Here is a 17,724-nt window from a genome sequence, read left to right on the forward strand (position 1 = left end):
CTCCTATTAAATCCCCTGACGGGCTTCGCGCATCAGCCGCTTCATGTCGCGAATGGCCTTTTCCAGGCCGTCGAAGGCGGCGCGGGCTATGATGGCGTGACCTATGTTCAGCTCCAGCATCTCGGGGATGGCGGCGATCGGCTTGACGTTGTGATAATGCAGACCATGGCCGCCGTTGACCTTCAGACCCAGATCATGGGCGTAAGAGGCGATGGCGGAAATACGTTTCAGCTCGGCGCTCCGCTCGGCTTCAGTGGGGGCATCGGCGTAATGACCGGTGTGAATCTCGATATAGGGGGCGCCGGTGGCGATCACCGCATCGATCTGTGCCCGGTCGGCATCGACAAACAGCGACACCTTGATGCCGGCTTCGGTCAACCGGGCCACGGCCGCCCCCACCTTGTCGAGCTGACCGGCCACATCCAGGCCGCCCTCGGTAGTGACTTCTTCCCGCTTTTCCGGCACCAGACACACGAAGGCCGGTTTGATGCGGCAGGCAATATCCAGCATCTCGTCGGTGACCGCCATTTCCAGATTCATTCGGGTTTGAATGGTCTGACTCAGCAGGTCCACGTCCCTGTCGACGATATGACGCCGATCTTCACGCAGGTGCACGGTAATGCCATCGGCCCCCGCCTGTTCAGCCAGGGCGGCCGCCTGCACCGGATCCGGGTAGCTGGTGCCCCTGGCGTTACGCAAGGTGGCAATGTGATCGATATTGACGCCTAAATACAATTCACTCACTGCGACTTCCTCTCTTTCCTTTGATAAACAGGGCGCGACTGCGCAAGGCCCGCCCGCCGAGATAAGGCCCCAGCGCCTGCCGGCTGAAGCGCTTGGCAGACGCCAGCACCCCCGGCCGACTCAAATCGAGCTCGGCCAGGGCATAAAGGTGGCAGCCCGGATAGGCGCCAGGCTCGGCCTGCTCCAGGGCGATAAAGCCGGACTCCGGCTGATACCGATACCAGGCGTCGGGGCGAATGGCCTCGCCGCTCTGGGCATCCCGGGTAAAATCGACGCCATAACCCAGTATGTTTAACATATAAAACTCGAAATGACGCAGACAGGGCTCGATATCTTCGCCATGGGCCAGCTTTGTCAGGGTATTGTGATAGGCGTCAAACACCTCGTCGAAGGGGGTGTGCGCTTCCAGCAGGTAATAGATCAGTTCGTTGAGGTAGAGACCGCTGTACAGGGCCGACCCGGTCAGGCGGATGGCCGGAGCCGTGGCCTCCGCATGGTGCAGGTTTTTCAGCTCGCCCTTGCCGGCAAAGCCGAGCCTCAACGGCACAAAGGGCTGTAACAGCCCTTTCAGTGGTGAGCGCGGCTGGCGGCTGCCTTTGGCGACCAGACTCTGCCGGCCCTGCTCCCGGGTGAAGACTTCCACCAGCTGGCTGGTTTCCCGATAGGGCCGGCTATGAATGACGAAGGCGGCGTGCGCCATGCTCAGTCGTCACCGTACCCCAGACTGCGCAGGGCCCGTTCGTCATCGGCCCAGCCGGATTTGACCTTGACCCACAGCTCCAGAAAGACTTTCTGCTCCAGCAGACGTTCCAGATCCAGCCGCGCTTCGGTACCGATCACCTTGAGCTTCTCGCCCTTGTTGCCGATCACCATGCGCTTCTGACCGCTTCGCTCTACCAGGATCAGGCCATTGATATGCACTATGCCCTGTTCGTTCACCTGATAGCGTTCAATCTCTACCGTCACCGAATAGGGCAACTCTTCGCCCATGAAGCGCATCAGCTTTTCGCGAATGATCTCCGCCGCCATGAAGCGGGAGGAGCGGTCGGTGATGTAGTCTTCCGGAAAATAATGCAGGGACGGCTTCAACCGGGAACGCGCCAGCTTGGCGATGGTGTCCACATTGGTGCCCTTCTCCGCAGAAATCGGCACTATGTCGGCGAAGTTCAACTTGGTAGCCAGCCACTGCATGTGGGGCAGCAATTCTTCCTTGCTCTCGACGTTGTCGATCTTGTTGATAGCCAGCACCACGGGGCAGTCCATGCGGCGCAGCTTGTTCACCACCATCTCGTCGTCATCGGTCCACTTGGTGCCTTCCACCATGAACACCACCATCTCCACGTCACCCAGCGAGCTGCTGGCTGCCCGGTTCATCAGGCGGTTGATGGCGCGCTTTTCCTCGATATGCAGGCCCGGAGTATCCACATAGATGGCCTGATAGGCCCCCTCGGTATCTATGCCCATGATGCGGTGCCGCGTGGTCTGCGCCTTGCGCGAGGTAATGCTGATTTTCTGCCCCAGCAGCTGGTTCAGCAGGGTCGATTTACCCACATTGGGGCGGCCGACGATGGCGATAAAGCCGCAATAGGTTTGTTCTTGATCGGTCATAGCAGCACTTCCAGGGCATGTTCGGCGGCGGATTGCTCGGCCTTGCGACGGCTGGTACCAATACCCACCACCGGCTCGGGTACACCATCTATCTGACAATGCACGGTAAATTTCTGATTGTGGGCTTCGCCGATCACCTCCACCACGGTATAGGTCGGCAAGGGTTTGCGCTTGCCCTGCAACAATTCCTGCAGTCGGGTCTTGGGATCTTTCTGATCGATACCCGGCTGTATCTCATTGAGCCTGTCTTCATACCAGGACAGCAGCATGGTACGCATCTGCTCGGTATCCGTATCCAGGTAAACGGCGCCGATCAAGGCTTCCACCGCGTCGGCCAGGATGGACTCCCGCCGGTAGCCGCCACTTTTCAGCTCGCCCGGGCCCAGGATCAGATAATCGCCCAGTTCGAATTCCCGCGCCAGTTCGGCCAGGGTCTTTTCCCGCACCAGGGTGGCACGCATGCGCGACATGTCGCCTTCGTTCACCTTGGGAAAACGGTGATACAGGGCATCGGCAATCACCATGCTCAGCAGGGAATCCCCCAGAAACTCCAGCCGCTCGTTGTGACGAGCGCCGGCGCTTCTGTGGGTCAGGGCCCGTATCAACATGGCTTCATCGTTGAAGGTATGGCCCAGTTTTTTTTGCAGAATATTCAGTTTTTTCATTAACGAATTGCGCCTATACGGCTGAAACGCACATCGCTCGGCACCCAGGAGGGCAACCAGCTGTCGGCGTTACGTTCAAACTCAAAGCTAATCCAGATAGCCACCGCCTTGCCCACCAGGTTTTCTTCGGGCACGAAGCCCCAGAACCGGCTGTCGGTACTGTTGTCTCTGTTGTCGCCCAGGGTGAAGTATTGACCTTCGGGTACGACCCATTCATTCCGTGCCGTACCCGGCTGACGGTGATACATGGATACCCGGTCGGGTAACAACGGATTACGCAGTATGTCGTGGGGTTCGTCGGTCAGACGCTCGCGGTAATGCTCGAGCGGAATGCCCATCTGGGTAAACTCTCCACTTTGTTCATATTCCAGTGCCACCGGCGTAAAGTCGGGGCAGGTGTCACCGTCACAGGCCGGCTTGATAAACAGCTGCTTGTCCTGATAGACGATGCGATCTCCCGGCAGACCTATCACCCGCTTGATGTAATCGATGCGGGTATCTTCCGGATACTTGAACACCACCACATCGCCCCGCTCGGGCTTGCCGGTCGGGATCAGGGTAGTGTTGCCGACCGGCTCTTTCAGGCCATAGGCAAACTTCTCTACCAGAATAAAATCACCCACCAGCAGGGTCGGCATCATGGAGCCGGACGGGATCTGGAACGGCTCATAGATAAAAGAGCGCAACACCAGCACGGCGGCAATCACCGGAAAGATGGATCTGGCCTGTTCGATCCAGCCCGGAGCAGGCGCCGCCTTGGCCAGCGCCTTGAGATCCACCTTGTTGCCGTGGGCCTGCTGGGCAGCCGCCAGCTTGCGGGCCCGTTGTGGCGCCCACCTCCATTTATCACAGGCCCAGATAATACCGGTGACCAGGGTCACCAGCACCAGGATCAGGGCAAAATTGCTTGCCATGGTTATTTGTCCTTACCGACATGGAGAATGGCCAGGAAGGCATCCTGGGGAATATCGACCCGCCCCAGGGATTTCATGCGCTTCTTACCTTCTTTCTGTTTGGCCAGCAGCTTTTTTTTGCGGCTGACATCGCCGCCGTAACACTTGGCGGTCACGTCCTTGCGCAGGGCCTTGACCGTGCTGCGCGAGATAATCTGGTTGCCGATGGCAGCCTGAATGGCGATATCGAACATCTGACGCGGAATCAGCTCGCGCATCTTCTCCACCAGCTGGCGACCACGATACACGGCGTTTTCCTTGTGGGTGATAATGGCCAATGCATCGACTCTGTCACCGTTGATCAGGATATCCAGTCGTACCATGTCGGCGGCTTCGAAGCGTTTGAAGCCGTAATCCAGCGAGGCATAGCCCCGGCTGCAGGACTTGAGACGGTCGAAGAAGTCGAGCACCACTTCCGCCATCGGAATGTCATAGCTCAGGGCCACCTGATTGCCGTGATAGACCATGTTGGTCTGTACGCCCCGCTTTTCGATACAGAGGGTGATCACGTTACCCAGATATTCCTGCGGCACCAGAATATTACACTCGGCGATGGGTTCGCGCAGCTCTTCGATGTTGTTGATGGCCGGCAGGTTGGACGGGCTGTCGATATGGATGGTTTCACCGTTGGTCTGGACTATCTCGTAGACCACGGTGGGCGCCGTGGTGATCAGATCCAGATCGTATTCCCGCTCCAGTCGCTCCTGCACGATTTCCATGTGCAGCATGCCGAGGAAACCACAGCGGAAGCCGAAGCCCAATGCGTTGGAGGTTTCCGGCTCGTAGAACAGGGAGGCATCGTTCAGCGACAGCTTGTCCAGCGCATCGCGGAAGGCTTCGTAGTCATCACTGGAAATGGGGAACAGACCCGCATACACCTGTGGCTTGACCTTCTTGAAGCCGGGCAGCGCCTTGTCGGCACCGTGTTTGGCGTGGGTCAGGGTATCGCCCACCGGCGCACCGTGAATTTCCTTGATGCCACACACCACCCAGCCCACTTCACCGCAGTTCAGGCCGTCGGTGTCTTTCTGCTTGGGGGTAAAGATGCCGATGCGATCAACACCCCACACCTGTCCGGTGCTCATCACCTTGATCTTGTCGTTCTTCTTCAGGCTGCCGTGCTTGATGCGCACCAGCGACACCACGCCCAGATAGGGGTCGAACCAGGAGTCGATGATCAGCGCCTGCAGTGGTCCTTCCGGGTTGCCCACCGGCGGCGGTATCTGGCGTACTATGGTTTCCAGCACCGCATCCACCCCCAGGCCCGTCTTGGCCGAGCAACGCACCGCATCGAGGGCATCGATGCCAACGATGTTTTCAATTTCTTCCGCCACCCGTTCAGGCTCGGCCTGGGGCAGATCTATCTTGTTCAGTACCGGCACCACTTCCAGATCCATGTCCAGGGCGGTGTAACAGTTGGCCAGAGTCTGTGCCTCAACGCCCTGACCCGCATCCACTACCAGCAAAGCGCCCTCACAGGCGGCAAGAGAGCGGGAAACTTCATAAGAGAAGTCGACGTGTCCCGGGGTATCGATAAAGTTCAGCTGGTACTGTTCGCCGTCGTTGGCCTGGTAGTTCAGGGTCACACTCTGGGCTTTGATGGTGATACCGCGCTCCCGCTCCAGATCCATGGAATCGAGAACCTGCTGCTGCATTTCCCGATCGGACAAGCCGCCACACACCTGGATCAAACGATCGGACAGGGTGGACTTGCCGTGGTCTATATGAGCGATGACGGAAAAGTTACGAATATGCTTCATGATGCGATAAGGAGTCCGTTGTCTGAAAGCGAGAGTCAAAGGCGGGATTCTACTGGATTAGCACTACCGTGGCCAATCCTTAGTCGATATTGGCCACCGGGATAACCGGCCCTATGATGACCGGCTCGGCCTGCATCTTGCCGGGGCTTTTGGCACAACGGGACGCCAGCACAAAACCACAGACCCCGCCGATGGCGGCCCCCGCCAGAGTACCACCATCGCCCAGTCCCAGCCCGGCACTGGCAATCCCGGCGCCCCCCAGCAGCGACAGCAGCGGCAGCAGGTAGACCAGCAGGGCACTGGTGATCAGACTCTGTTCGGGAATGCCGATGCGTACCTGCTGATCCACCGCCAGCGGCAAGTCGGTGGCAATCATGAAACGATGATCGCGCCCGGGCAGGGCCTTCGATACCAGACCGGTGCCACAGCTGCTGTTTTGCTTGCACTGGCCACAGGCCGACTTGCTGAAACAGACGACTTCCACCCCGCCCTTGTGCACGGCCAGCACGGTGGCAATCTCTTCAATCATGGTGTGATCCTGGGTTCAACGGATTCGGCTATCCGCAGGGCGGTGTCGGCGGGAATGTCCCCCACCACGGTAATTTCGACCCGGGCCGGATTGACAAGGCTGACCAGATGGGTCGCCCCCTGACGCACCAGCTGAGGCTCGGCATGGGCACCGGCCTGGGCCACATACACGGACACATCCACCAGGCCATTGGACAGCATCAGATACTCCACCAGCCGCTCCGTGACCGGCAGCTTGTGTTTATCCTCGGAGCGCAACTCGAGTCCTACGGGCAGCCAGCCGGTTTGCCAGGGCAAGGCGTGCTGCGGCGCCGGATAGACTTCCGCCGCCGACAGCGCCGGCGGCAAGGCGGCGGTTTTCAGCTCCCTGACCAAGGCACCGGGCTCCTCGCTGATCCGCAGGGCCACCCCCATGCTTTGCTCTACCACACCGGCGTCCCTGTCCAGGGTATCCAGCTTGAGCAACAACCCCGTTTCCTGATCCAGCCACAGCATATAGCCGTAATAACCCTCGGCTCTGGGCGCCAGCCGTACCACCCGGGCCACCCGACCCAGCACACGGCTGCGTCCGGCAAGCACCGCATCATAATGGGTCAGCATGGGGGCCAATGGCATCAGTTGCAGGCGATAAAAGAGTCCGGGCAGGCTGGCGTTCCTGAGGGTATAACCACCGTGGCTGGCATCGAAAAAGCTGGTATCGCCATCACGCTGCACGAATTCACGTGGCCGGCCATTGAGGTGGGTAAGGTGGGTAAATGCCTGACCATCGAGATGGCCCCGGGTCAGGCGTTTGGGTTCAAGTTGCCCCTGGCCGGATTCAACCAGCGTCAGCTCGAAGTTCAGTTGCCGATAGGCCTGCTGCATGCGCTGCAACAAGGTGGCTGCCGACTCGTTCTCGGCCACGGCCAGGCCCGACCATGTCCACGCAAATATCAGGATAACGGCACCAAGGCCCTTTATTCTCAAAGCCGATTACCTTCCGTTCTGACGCAGTCGTTGCTGCAACTCGTGATCCATCAACAGCTCATGAATACGACGCTGTTGTTCCAGCAGCGCCTGTTCCTGCGAGCCCTCACGCGGCGCTATCTGATAATTCAGGCTGACCGGGGCCGCACCACCGTTCATGGGCACCGTATTCAGCACCGGAGACTGCAGCTCACCCTGACCGTATTGTTGTACCCCGACGATCACCGCCGCCGACACCGAGGCCGCCACCGCAAACTGAGCAATATGGCGCAACATGGGTGAAATACGGCCAAACAGCGGCCGTACCACACTTGCCTGTTCTGCCTGTTTGGTATGGGCGGCAGAAGCCGGTGCCGCTATCATGGCCGGCTCGTCGGCCAGAGCCGCGGCTATGCGGTCGCTCATGTCCAACTGCAGATGACTCGGCAGCTCGCTACGCAAGGCATCACCGTACAGGTGATAACGACCAAAGGTATCGGCCAGCTCGAGACTTTCCCCCAACTGCTCCAGCAATACCCTGTCCTGAATTTCTCCGTCTACCAGTGCCGAAATCTGCTCTTTACTCGTCATAACGTTAGCCATAACAGTTATTCCCCGTTCAACCCTGAAGTAACGGCTGGACCCGCTTGTCGATCGCCTCGCGTGCCCGGAAAATCCGGGAACGAACCGTCCCGACCGGACAGTCCATCACCTTGGCAATATCTTCATAGCTCATCCCTTCCAGCTCGCGTAAGGTAATCGCCGTTTTGAGATCTTCCGGAAGTGCCTCAATGCTCTCGAATACCGCCCGCTTGATCTCTTCCGACAAAATGAGATGTTCCGGTGACGCCGAATCTTTCAACCCTTCGCCGCCGTCGTAAAATTCCGCATCCTCGATGTCAACATCATTACCCGGGGGGCGACGCCGCTGGGCGACCAGATAATTCTTGGCGGTATTCACCGCTATCCGGTACAACCAGGTAAAAAAGGCGCTCTCTCCGCGAAACCCGGGCAAGGCCCGGTACGCCTTGATAAAGGCCTCTTGCGTCACATCCGGTACGTCTCCTGGGTTGGACACGTATCGAGACACCAGGTTCGCCACTTTGTACTGATATTTTTTTACCAGCAGGTTATACGCGTTTTTATCGCCACGCTGAACCCGTTCAACCAGTTGCTGGTCTGTTAAATTATCGCTCATACGAGCCGTGTAACCTCCGAATAATCCGGTGCGTTGCCACACCGGCCCGTAATAAGCGCACCTTGATAGACTGCGGATGCGGGCAAAAGTTCTGAACTCATTTGAGAAAGATGATTCCGGCTGCACCAGCCGGCGGCTTGGGATAACATAGAAGGATTATCCATACTGGGCCAATGATACTTTATGAAGGATCCCGTTGAATACCTCTGCGACGTACTCATCATTGGCAGCGGTGCTGCCGGACTGTCACTGGCGCTGAAACTGGCCGATCATGCCAGGGTTCATGTGCTCAGCAAGGGGCCGCTTGCCGAAGGCTCGACCCTCTACGCCCAGGGTGGCATTGCCGCCGTGTTCGATGAAACGGACAGTATTGAATCCCACGTTGCCGACACCCTGGTTTCCGGTGCCGGACTCTGTGATGAAGCCGTGGTGGAATTTACCGCACGCCAGGCCCCCGATGCCATTAAATGGCTGATTGGCCAGGGTGTGCCCTTTGACACCGAAGAGTCGGCTCAGGGAGAGGCGTCCTATCACCTCACCCGGGAAGGCGGCCACAGCCACAGACGCATCTTCCACGCCGCCGATGCGACCGGCCGGGCGGTACAGCTGACCTTGAACGAACAGGTGCAGCTGCATCCTAACATTCATATTCTGGAACGGGTCAACGCGCTGGATTTAATCACCAGCGCCAAGCTGGGTCTGCCCGGCAACCGGGTACTGGGCGCCTACGTCTGGAACCGCAACAAGGAACGGGTAGAAACGATACGGGCCCGCTTTGTCGCCATGGCCACCGGCGGTGCCTCCAAGGTGTATCAGTACACCTCCAACCCGGATGTCAGCTCCGGCGACGGCATCGCCATGGCCTGGCGCGCCGGCTGCCGGGTGGCCAACATGGAATTCAATCAGTTCCACCCCACCAGCCTGTTTCATCCGGCAGACAACAATTTCCTGCTGAGCGAAGCGCTGCGCGGTGAAGGTGCCCTGCTCAAACGCCCCGACGGCAGTCGCTTCATGCCCGATTATGACGACCGGGCCGAGCTGGCCCCGCGCGACATAGTGGCGCGCGCCATCGACCATGAAATGAAGCGCCTCGGGGCCGAGTGCATGTATCTGGACATCAGCCACCAGCCGGCCGATTTCATCCTCAAGCACTTCCCCACCATTTACGAGCGCTGCCTCAAGGTCGGTATCGACATCACCAAACAGCCGATGCCGGTGGTGCCGGCGGCCCACTATACCTGCGGCGGCGTCATGGTGGATCAGCAGGGGCGCACCGATATCGAGGGCCTCTACGCCATCGGCGAGGTGTCCTATACCGGACTGCACGGCGCCAACCGCATGGCCTCCAACTCCCTGCTGGAATGTATTGTCTTTGCCCGTGCCGCCGGAGAAGACATGCTGGCCAAGCTGGCGCACACGCCGGTGCCGCCGGTATTGCCGCTGTGGGACGAAAGCAAGGTGGACGACTCGGACGAAGAAGTGGTGATCCACCACAACTGGCACGAGCTGCGACTCTTCATGTGGGACTACGTCGGCATCGTTCGATCCGACAAGCGACTGGAGCGCGCCAAACGCCGTATCGATCTGTTACAGCAGGAAATTCAGGAGTATTACGCCAACTTCCGGGTCAGCAACAACCTGCTGGAGCTGCGCAACCTGGTGCAGGTAGCCGAGTTGATAGTACGCTCGGCGATGGAGCGCAAGGAATCCCGCGGTCTGCATTACACCCTGGATTACCCGGAGCAGTTGGCAGACTCCAAGCCGACCATCATGGTGCCGGGCAATTATATGTGTGACTAAATGGGTGAGTAAATGGGTGACTAAGAAGCTAGCTGGCCATCAGTACCTTCTGCGACAGGCGCCGGAACACCTGCTCCGGCACCGCATCCTGAAACAGCCACAGCGGCGGCCAGGCATCGTCTTTCAGCACCAGCAATAAAAAGCCGGGCCCGGCCCGGCTATAAGATGACAAAACGCCGCTGCGCCCGTTCAGGCTGAGCACGCCGTTGTTGTATTCCCCCTGCAGCCGATAGCCGCCACTACGAACCCACAGCAGTATCGACACCAGCAACCAGCCGGGGGCAAACCAGGGCAGGCGGTCGACACTCAGCAACAGGCTGGCCGGTAACCACAGGGCAGTGGCCGCCGCCAGCAGATAACAGCGGTGCAACCGGGACGGTTCAGCGCTGATTGCGAACCTGGTTACGCTCAAGAATATGCTCCACCATGGACTGCAGCGCGACATCATTGGAACGCTCATGGCCCATAAACCAGGCGAACAGGTCCGGGTCATCACATTCCAGCAGGCGCCGAAACACGGCTTTATGTGCTTCGCTCAGCCCGTCGTACTCGTGCTCGACAAAGGGCGACAGGATCACGTCCAGTTCCAGCATGCCGCGACGGCAGGCCCAGACAAGGCGGGGTTTATCAGAAGGTTTGAGCATGGTGACTTCCAAAAAATAAAACAAAGCCCATGGTATAAGGTCGAATGAGTACTGACAAATGTGTTGGCCATCTTTACCATGAAGGTCACACTTAATTTATTGATAACCCATCAAGGGAGCGTCCCCGTGTTGACTCTTGCTTCTTCTCCCGTACTTTACCCCCTGACCGACAGGGCCGTGATCGGCCTGACCGGAGCAGACAGAACCAAATACCTGCAGGGCCAGGTTACCTGCGACGTCAACAAGCTGAACCCGGGTGATGCCACCCCGGGCGGCCATTGCGACAGCAAAGGCAAGCTGTGGGCCTCGTTCTGGCTCGCCAACCTGGGTGAGCAGCTGCTACTGGTGCTCAACCGGTCACTGGTCGAGCGCCAGCTGCCGGAGCTGAAAAAATTCGCCGTGTTCGCCAATACCGAGGTGGAAGATGTCAGCGCTCACTGGCAGGTGTTTGGCCTGGCCGGCGAAGGCCTGTCCCACTGGCTCAACCATCAGGTTGGCGACGGCAACCTGTGGCAGGGGGGCATAGTGATACCGGTCGCGGCCGAGCATGCGCTGCTGCTGCTGCCCCAGGGCGCCGAACTGCCCGCACCGTCCGAGTTGCCCCGCGGCAGCGAGCAGGAATGGCAGGGGCTGATGATCCATGCCGGACTGCCGGACATGAACGCCGAGCATCAGGGGGAATATATTCCGCAGATGCTCAACCTGCAGGCCATCGGTGGCATCAGCTTCACCAAGGGCTGCTACATGGGCCAGGAAACCGTGGCCCGCGCCAAGTACCGGGGCGCCAACAAGAAGGCGATGTTCGTGCTGACCGGCACCGCCACCGGTGACATCGCCGTCAATCAGGATCTGGAACTGCAGCTAGGCGACAACTGGCGCCGGGCCGGCACCGTGCTGAGCGTCTGGCAGCAAGGCGATGAGTGTCTGCTGACGTCGGTGCTGAACAAGGGTCTGGAAGCGGATGCGGTATTCCGCCTCAAGGGACAGGACGACAGCCGGCTGAGCCTGCAACCCCTGCCCTACGATCTGGTAGACTGACCGTTACAAATCAGATCGTTACAAACCAGATCGTTACAAACCAGATATTCACAAAAATGGCGTCAAACCAGCCGGTGGCCTTTCGGGTCGCCGGCCGTACTCACCGACATCAACCGTTTTATCCATCCCATCGTCATGACAGAGAGACCTTGATGCGCACCACCAAAGATCGTATTCGCCATACCCTGGGTTTTGAAATTATCGGCCTGATCATCTTCGCCCCGCTGGCAAGCCTGGTATTCGGCTTCGAACTCCACCTGATGGGCGTCATGGCGGTGGTCGGCTCCATTATCGCCACCTTCTGGAACTATGTTTACAACCTGTGGTTCGATCACGCCATGCTGAAACTGCGCGGTGATGTGCGCAAGACAGTCCCGATACGGGTATTCCATGCGCTGCTGTTTGAAGGCGGCCTGCTGCTGCTGTTTTTGCCGATGATCGCCTGGTACCTGAGCATCAGCCTGTGGGAAGCCTTCATGATGGACATTGCCATGGCCACCTTCTATCTGGTGTATGCCTTTGTCTATAACCTGGCCTACGACAGGGTGTTTCCCATTCCGCATCCGACCCGCCAGGTACCCGGCTAACCAGATACCCGGCTAAACAAGTACCCGGCTAAACAAAAAAACCGCCTTTCGGCGGTTTTTTTTCAATTCACGTGCTTAGGATTTATGGGTGCCTGGCGCCAGCTCGGCACTGTCTTCCAGCGCTTGTGGGTTGCCTTCCATCTTCGCCACTATGGTGTTGACGGCGGTATCGCCCACCACGTTGGAAGCGGTACAGAACATGTCGTTGATGCGATCCACCGCCATGATGATGGCCATGGCTTCAATCGGCAAGCCCATCTGGTGCAGCAGCACACCGGCCATGACCACGGCACCGCCGGGAACGCCACCCACGCCGACCGACATCAGCAGCACGGTCACGCCCACGGTCAGCAGGTCACCGGCCGGAATCGGCGTGCCGGAGATGTTGGCGGCAAACATGGCGGCCAGGGTGATGTAGATGGCCGAGCCGGACATGTTGATGGTCGCGCCCAGCGGCACACCAAAACCGGCGATGGCCCGAGACACGCCCAGCTTCTCGGTCAGGGTACGCATGGTCACCGGAATGGTGGCGTTGGAGCTGGCGGTAGACAGCGAGAACAACAGCTGTTCACGAGTGGCCTTGCGGAACTCGCCCGGCTTGATACCTGTGGTCAGCCACACCGCCAGCGGATACACCACCAGAATCCAGAACGCCAGCACCAGTACCACCATGCCCACATAGCCGGCCACCGACATCAGGGTATTGGCTTCCAGGGTGGCACCCAGGCTGATCATCAGCGCGAATACGCCGTAAGGGGCCAGGGTCATCACCAGGCCCACCAGCTTCATCATCACCTGATTGGCCATGCGGAAGGTACGCATAGCGGGGGCGGCGGCGCTGCCCATGGCCTGAATGGCCAGACCGGTAATAATGGCCATGAAGATAATCTGCAGCATGTCACCGGAGGCGAAGGCCTGCACCGGGTTGCTGGGCACTATGCCAATCAGCATGGCACCGATATCGGGCGTTTCGGTGGTGGCCAGCTCTACCGTGGTGGAGGCACCGTGCGGCAGGGTGGCACCCATGCCCGGCTGAAACATCACCCCGACCAGAATGGCGGCGGCAATCGACAGCATGGTATTGATGATATATAGCCCGAAGGTCTTGCTGCCGAGCCGGCCGAAGCTGGCCATATCACGCAGCTCGCAGATACCGGTCACGATGGAAATATAGACCAGCGGTACCACCATCAGCTTGATCAGGGATACAAACATACCGCCCAACCCTTCGGCCAGCCCCACCACGTTGTCGTTTAAAAACGAGACGCCAGTAAAAAGATACTGGATCATGCTGCCGATGATCAGACCGGCGAAAAGGCCGGCGAAAATGCGGGTAGAGAGAGAACCTTTCATTTTGTATTCCTCAGCAAAGCCTGAATGATTGATCTGCCATTGGTTATTTTGATAGGTGAGAACACTGGTCATATAACAAGTGGCAGAATTTTACATTTAAAAAACAGATCGGCAACCCCGCAAGCGACACAACTGGTTATATCGTGAACAAAACCACCCTTTTTATTATTTATAAAATAAATTAAATCTTCGAATGAGGCTGTTATGGCCCGGCCCTGCCCCATCGACAGCCTGAACAGCACCTCCTCTGCCGACACCATCGCCGGAATCGGTATCCGCGCATTCACGCATCTTGATGCAGTCACCGGGTTCGTTGCTATGCTGACAAAAAGGATGAGTACCACTTGAGCACTAGGGTCCGCTCATCGACTATCGCGAGGCGTTACATGCATAATCCACTCCCCAGTTTTTCCACTGAAGAATACCAACACCGTCTGATCAGGGTCAGACACGCCATGGCGATGCAGGAGATCCAGACGCTGATCGTGCACGACCCATCCAATATCGCCTGGCTGACCGGCTACGACGGCTGGTCTTTCTACACCCCGCAGGTGGTGGTGATAGGCCCGGCCGGCGAGCCCATCTGGTATGGCCGACAAATGGACTCTAACGGTGCCAAACGTACCGTCTATCTGCAGGAAGAGAATATCACCTGGTATCCGGACTACTACGTGATGAATCCACCGCTGCATGCCATGGAATACCTCGCCAACCAGCTGCTCAAGCCCCGCGACTGGGCCTACGGCAACATCGGCGTCGAGATGGACAACTACTATTTCAGCCCCGCCGCCTACCTGGCGTTACTGGAAAACCTGCCCGATGCCAGGCTGGTAGACGCCACCAATCTGGTGAACTGGTGCCGGGCGATAAAATCGGAAACCGAGCTGCACTATATGCGCATCGCCGCCCGCATCGTCGAAAACATGCATCGGGTCGCACTGGACATGATAGAGCCCGGCCTGCCCAAGAACCGGCTGGTGGCCGAGATTTACCGGGTGGCGATGGAAGGGCACGACGGTCATTACGGCGATTATCCGGCCGTGGTGCCCATGCTGCCCTCGGGCAAGGATGCCTCGGCGCCGCACCTGACCTGGGACGAGCGCCCCTTCTGCCGCGATGAAGGTACCTTCTTCGAACTGGCCGGCTGTCATCGGCGCTACCACTGCATTCTGTCGCGCACCATCTATCTGGGCCAGCCGACCAACGACTTTCTGCGCGCCGAAGCCGCCCTCAATGCGGGGCTGGAAGCCGGCCTGGCCGCCGCCAAACCCGGTAACCGCTGCGCCGATATCGCCGATGCGCTCAATACTACCCTGGCGAAATACGGTTTCGACCGTGAAGGCGCCCGCTGTGGTTACCCCATAGGGCTGAGCTACCCGCCGGACTGGGGCGAACGTACCATGAGCCTGCGCAACACCGACCAGACCATACTGGAACCGGGCATGTCCTTTCATTTCATGCCCGGCCTGTGGCTGGACGACTGGGGCATGGAAACCACCGAGAGCATCGTCATCACCCACACCGGGGTAGAAACCCTGTGCAACTACCCACGCCAGCTCTTTATTAAGTGATAACAGCTAAGTGACAACAGTTAAGCGATAACAGAGCCAAGAGGTAACCCAAGATGCGACTGGATCGTTACGACATCAAGATTCTGCAGATACTGCACCGACAGGGCCGCATTACCAAGTCGGGCCTGGCCGATGCCATCAGCCTGTCGGTCAGCCCCTGCTGGGAGCGGGTAAAACGGCTGGAAGACGCCGGCATCATCGAAGGCTATGGCGCCCGCATCAATACCGATGTGCTGTTCAAACGCACGCCGGTGCTGGTGGAAGTCAACCTCAAACAGCACAGCGCCGAGGCCTTTCGGCGCTTCGAGCAGGCCATGCTCGACTGCGAACAGGTGGTGGACTGCTACGCCACCGGCGGCGGCGTGGATTACATCTTGCGGGTGATGTGTGAGGGCATAGATCAATACCAGCGACTGATCGACCGCTGGCTCGCGTCGGAGCTCGGCATAGAACGCTACTTCACCTACATCGTCACCAAAACCATCAAACAGCAACCGCCCGGGCTGGAATTCGATCCACAAGCGTTAGCCTGATTACACTGCACTCTGCACTCTGCACACAGCACATCGGGCAAAGGGCCCGCTCCGCCGGAAAAAGCGCGGTTTCAAGCGTATCAATCAGAAAAATCATCACCTTAATGCCGCCGCAACAAAAAGTATCTCCCCGCCTTCACGCCTAGAATGACTTCATGACATCAACTTCATGACTACAAGTCCATAACAGCCAGTCCGTGACAACAAGTTCGTAGCAACAAGTTCGTAGCAACAAGTCCATGGCAAGACGCCACATTCAATAGCCAGACAACAGAGGTGCCGCCGATGAGCCTGTCCTTAAACGCCACATCACCCGGCAAGGTGACCGACGCCATCATGCCCTATCTCAAGGATGCCCGGCTGGTGCGCGAGCTGGCCTACATCAACGGCCAATGGGTCTGCGGCCACGACGACATGGCCGTGTACAACCCCGCCACCGATGATGTTATCGGCCATTGCACCCGGCTGCAGCCGCAGCAGGTCGATGAGGCCATTACCGCTGCCGCTATCGCCTTTCCGCCCTGGCGCGATTTGCTTGCCGACGAGCGCGCCGCCCTGCTGATGCGCTGGCACGACCTTATTCTTGAGCACAAGAACGATCTGGCCACCCTGATGGTGCTGGAGCAGGGCAAGCCGCTGGCCGATGCCCGGGGCGAAATCGACTACGGCGCCTCCTTCGTGCGCTGGTTCGCGGAAGAAGGTCGCCGCGCCTACGGCGACACCATTCCCAGCCACATCCCCAATGCCCAGCTGGCCACCATTCGCGAGCCCATAGGGGTGGCGGCGCTGATCACGCCCTGGAATTTTCCCCATGCGATGATCACCCGCAAGGCCGCCGCCGCCCTGGCCATCGGCTGCACCATAGTGATCAAACCGGCCAGTGAAACCCCGTTTTCGGCGCTGGCACTGGCCGAGCTGGCCGAACGCGCCGGTTTTCCGCCCGGGGTGATCAACGTGGTCACCGGCCAGGGCGCCGACATCTGCGCCGCCCTGTGCCAGTCCGACAAGGTCAGGGCGCTGTCGTTCACCGGCTCGACCCGGGTCGGCAAGCTGCTGCTGGCGCAGGCCGCCGGCAGCGTCAAGAAGTGCTCCATGGAGCTGGGCGGCAACGCGCCCTTTATTGTGCTGCCGGACATGGACATCGCCGAGGCGGCCAGAGCCGCGGTGGCCGCCAAGTTTCAGACCGCCGGGCAGGACTGCCTGGCCGCCAACCGCATTTTTGTACCGCGCAGCGGCTACGAGGCCTTTCTCGACGCCTTCGCCGGTGAAATGGCACATATCAGGGTTGGCAACGGCCTTGAGCCGGGCGTGACCATGGGGCCGCTGATTTCACACCGGGCGGTCGCCAAGGCGCAGGAAATTGTGGATGACGCCCAGGCCAAAGGTGCACGCCTGATAGCGGGCAGCCGGCAGGCGGCACCGGGCCCCAACTTCTTCATGCCGACCCTGCTGGCCGACGTGAGCCCGCAGATGAAGGTGTTTCGCGAAGAAAACTTCTGCCCGGTGGCCGGGGTACTGGCCTACGACCATGTCGATGAGCTGCTCCCCCTGGCCAACGACACCGAATACGGCCTCGCCGCCTATGTCTACGGTCACGATATTGGCCACATCTGGCAACTGCTGCGTGGGCTGGAATTCGGCATGGTGTCGGTCAACTCGGTGAAGATGACCGGCCATGGCATCCCCTTCGGCGGCATCAAGCAATCCGGCCTGGGGCGGGAAGGCAGCCGCCACGGCGTCGACGAATACAGCCAGATCAAATATTACTGCCTGGGCAACCTGCCCGGCGGACGCTGA

The 17,724-nt window shown here is 59.1% G+C and carries 19 protein-coding genes; 6 read left to right on the top strand and 13 right to left on the bottom strand.

Translation table 11 applies throughout. The features are described 5' to 3' along the window. Positions 1-6 precede the first annotated feature (6 nt). From pdxJ to rpoE, 10 genes are all read right to left on the bottom strand, one after another. A complete protein-coding gene (pdxJ, locus tag HNR62_RS05745) occupies positions 7-744 on the bottom strand; it encodes a pyridoxine 5'-phosphate synthase (protein ID WP_204795142.1) in 738 nt (245 codons plus the stop codon). Next, positions 737-1,444: a DNA repair protein RecO gene (gene recO, locus HNR62_RS05750; RefSeq protein WP_204795143.1), complete on the bottom strand. Its 708-nt coding sequence runs from the start codon at positions 1,442-1,444 to the stop codon at positions 737-739. The genes pdxJ and recO overlap by 8 nt, the downstream gene beginning before the upstream one ends. 2 nt (positions 1,445-1,446) lie before the next feature. Then, positions 1,447-2,352 (bottom strand): GTPase Era, encoded by a 906-nt coding sequence (gene era, locus HNR62_RS05755; protein WP_204795144.1) that lies wholly within the window; start codon positions 2,350-2,352, stop codon positions 1,447-1,449. After that, positions 2,349-3,017 (bottom strand): ribonuclease III, encoded by a 669-nt coding sequence (rnc, locus tag HNR62_RS05760; protein ID WP_204795145.1) that lies wholly within the window; start codon positions 3,015-3,017, stop codon positions 2,349-2,351. Before rnc ends, era begins: the two co-directional genes overlap by 4 nt. After that, a complete protein-coding gene (gene lepB / locus HNR62_RS05765; protein WP_204795146.1) occupies positions 3,017-3,931 on the bottom strand; it encodes a signal peptidase I in 915 nt (304 codons plus the stop codon). Before lepB ends, rnc begins: the two co-directional genes overlap by 1 nt. A 2-nt stretch (positions 3,932-3,933) precedes the next feature. Continuing rightward, a complete protein-coding gene (lepA, locus tag HNR62_RS05770; RefSeq protein ID WP_204795147.1) occupies positions 3,934-5,730 on the bottom strand; it encodes a translation elongation factor 4 in 1,797 nt (598 codons plus the stop codon). Between the two features lie 79 nt (positions 5,731-5,809). Then, complete coding sequence (locus HNR62_RS05775; protein ID WP_204795148.1) at positions 5,810-6,259, bottom strand: SoxR reducing system RseC family protein; 450 nt, start codon at positions 6,257-6,259, stop codon at positions 5,810-5,812. Beyond that, a complete protein-coding gene (locus tag HNR62_RS05780) occupies positions 6,256-7,224 on the bottom strand; it encodes a MucB/RseB C-terminal domain-containing protein (RefSeq protein ID WP_239552624.1) in 969 nt (322 codons plus the stop codon). The genes HNR62_RS05775 and HNR62_RS05780 overlap by 4 nt, the downstream gene beginning before the upstream one ends. 6 nt (positions 7,225-7,230) lie before the next feature. After that, positions 7,231-7,806, bottom strand: coding sequence for a sigma-E factor negative regulatory protein (locus HNR62_RS05785; RefSeq protein ID WP_338044076.1), 576 nt, complete (start codon positions 7,804-7,806; stop codon positions 7,231-7,233). Between the two features lie 16 nt (positions 7,807-7,822). Beyond that, positions 7,823-8,401 carry an RNA polymerase sigma factor RpoE gene (rpoE, locus tag HNR62_RS05790; RefSeq protein ID WP_204795149.1) on the bottom strand — a complete coding sequence of 193 codons (579 nt, stop codon included), beginning with the start codon at positions 8,399-8,401 and terminating at the stop codon, positions 7,823-7,825. A gap of 183 nt (positions 8,402-8,584) precedes the next feature. On the opposite strand from rpoE, the gene nadB reads away from it, so the two are divergent. Next, a complete protein-coding gene (nadB, locus tag HNR62_RS05795) occupies positions 8,585-10,201 on the top strand; it encodes an L-aspartate oxidase (RefSeq protein WP_204795150.1) in 1,617 nt (538 codons plus the stop codon). Between the two features lie 28 nt (positions 10,202-10,229). On the opposite strand, the gene HNR62_RS05800 is transcribed toward nadB, so the two are convergent. Continuing rightward, complete coding sequence (locus HNR62_RS05800; protein ID WP_204795151.1) at positions 10,230-10,613, bottom strand: protein YgfX; 384 nt, start codon at positions 10,611-10,613, stop codon at positions 10,230-10,232. Next, positions 10,582-10,845 (bottom strand): FAD assembly factor SdhE, encoded by a 264-nt coding sequence (locus tag HNR62_RS05805; RefSeq protein WP_204795152.1) that lies wholly within the window; start codon positions 10,843-10,845, stop codon positions 10,582-10,584. Before HNR62_RS05805 ends, HNR62_RS05800 begins: the two co-directional genes overlap by 32 nt. A gap of 78 nt (positions 10,846-10,923) precedes the next feature. Between HNR62_RS05805 and ygfZ the strand changes: the two genes are divergently transcribed. Both ygfZ and HNR62_RS05815 read left to right on the top strand, forming a co-directional pair. Then, positions 10,924-11,883 (top strand): CAF17-like 4Fe-4S cluster assembly/insertion protein YgfZ, encoded by a 960-nt coding sequence (gene ygfZ, locus HNR62_RS05810; RefSeq protein WP_204795264.1) that lies wholly within the window; start codon positions 10,924-10,926, stop codon positions 11,881-11,883. Between the two features lie 152 nt (positions 11,884-12,035). After that, positions 12,036-12,470 carry a PACE efflux transporter gene (locus tag HNR62_RS05815; RefSeq protein ID WP_204795153.1) on the top strand — a complete coding sequence of 145 codons (435 nt, stop codon included), beginning with the start codon at positions 12,036-12,038 and terminating at the stop codon, positions 12,468-12,470. Between the two features lie 75 nt (positions 12,471-12,545). Here the strand turns inward: HNR62_RS05815 and HNR62_RS05820 are convergent, their stop codons facing one another. Further along, the gene (locus tag HNR62_RS05820; protein ID WP_204795154.1) at positions 12,546-13,823 is read right to left on the bottom strand and encodes a dicarboxylate/amino acid:cation symporter; all 1,278 of its coding nucleotides are present in this window, start codon (positions 13,821-13,823) and stop codon (positions 12,546-12,548) included. Positions 13,824-14,209: 386 nt separating this feature from the next. Between HNR62_RS05820 and HNR62_RS05825 the strand changes: the two genes are divergently transcribed. The 3 genes from HNR62_RS05825 to HNR62_RS05835 all read left to right on the top strand — a co-directional run bounded on the left by HNR62_RS05825 (position 14,210) and on the right by HNR62_RS05835 (position 17,724). Beyond that, complete coding sequence (locus HNR62_RS05825; protein WP_204795155.1) at positions 14,210-15,394, top strand: M24 family metallopeptidase; 1,185 nt, start codon at positions 14,210-14,212, stop codon at positions 15,392-15,394. Between the two features lie 53 nt (positions 15,395-15,447). Beyond that, complete coding sequence (locus HNR62_RS05830) at positions 15,448-15,927, top strand: Lrp/AsnC family transcriptional regulator (protein ID WP_204795156.1); 480 nt, start codon at positions 15,448-15,450, stop codon at positions 15,925-15,927. A gap of 285 nt (positions 15,928-16,212) precedes the next feature. Next, entirely contained in the window at positions 16,213-17,724 is a 1,512-nt protein-coding gene (locus tag HNR62_RS05835; RefSeq protein ID WP_239552625.1) for an NAD-dependent succinate-semialdehyde dehydrogenase, read from the top strand.

It is taken from the genome of Oceanisphaera litoralis, assembly GCF_016907015.1.
Taxonomy (GTDB): Bacteria; Pseudomonadota; Gammaproteobacteria; order Enterobacterales; family Aeromonadaceae; genus Oceanimonas; species Oceanimonas litoralis.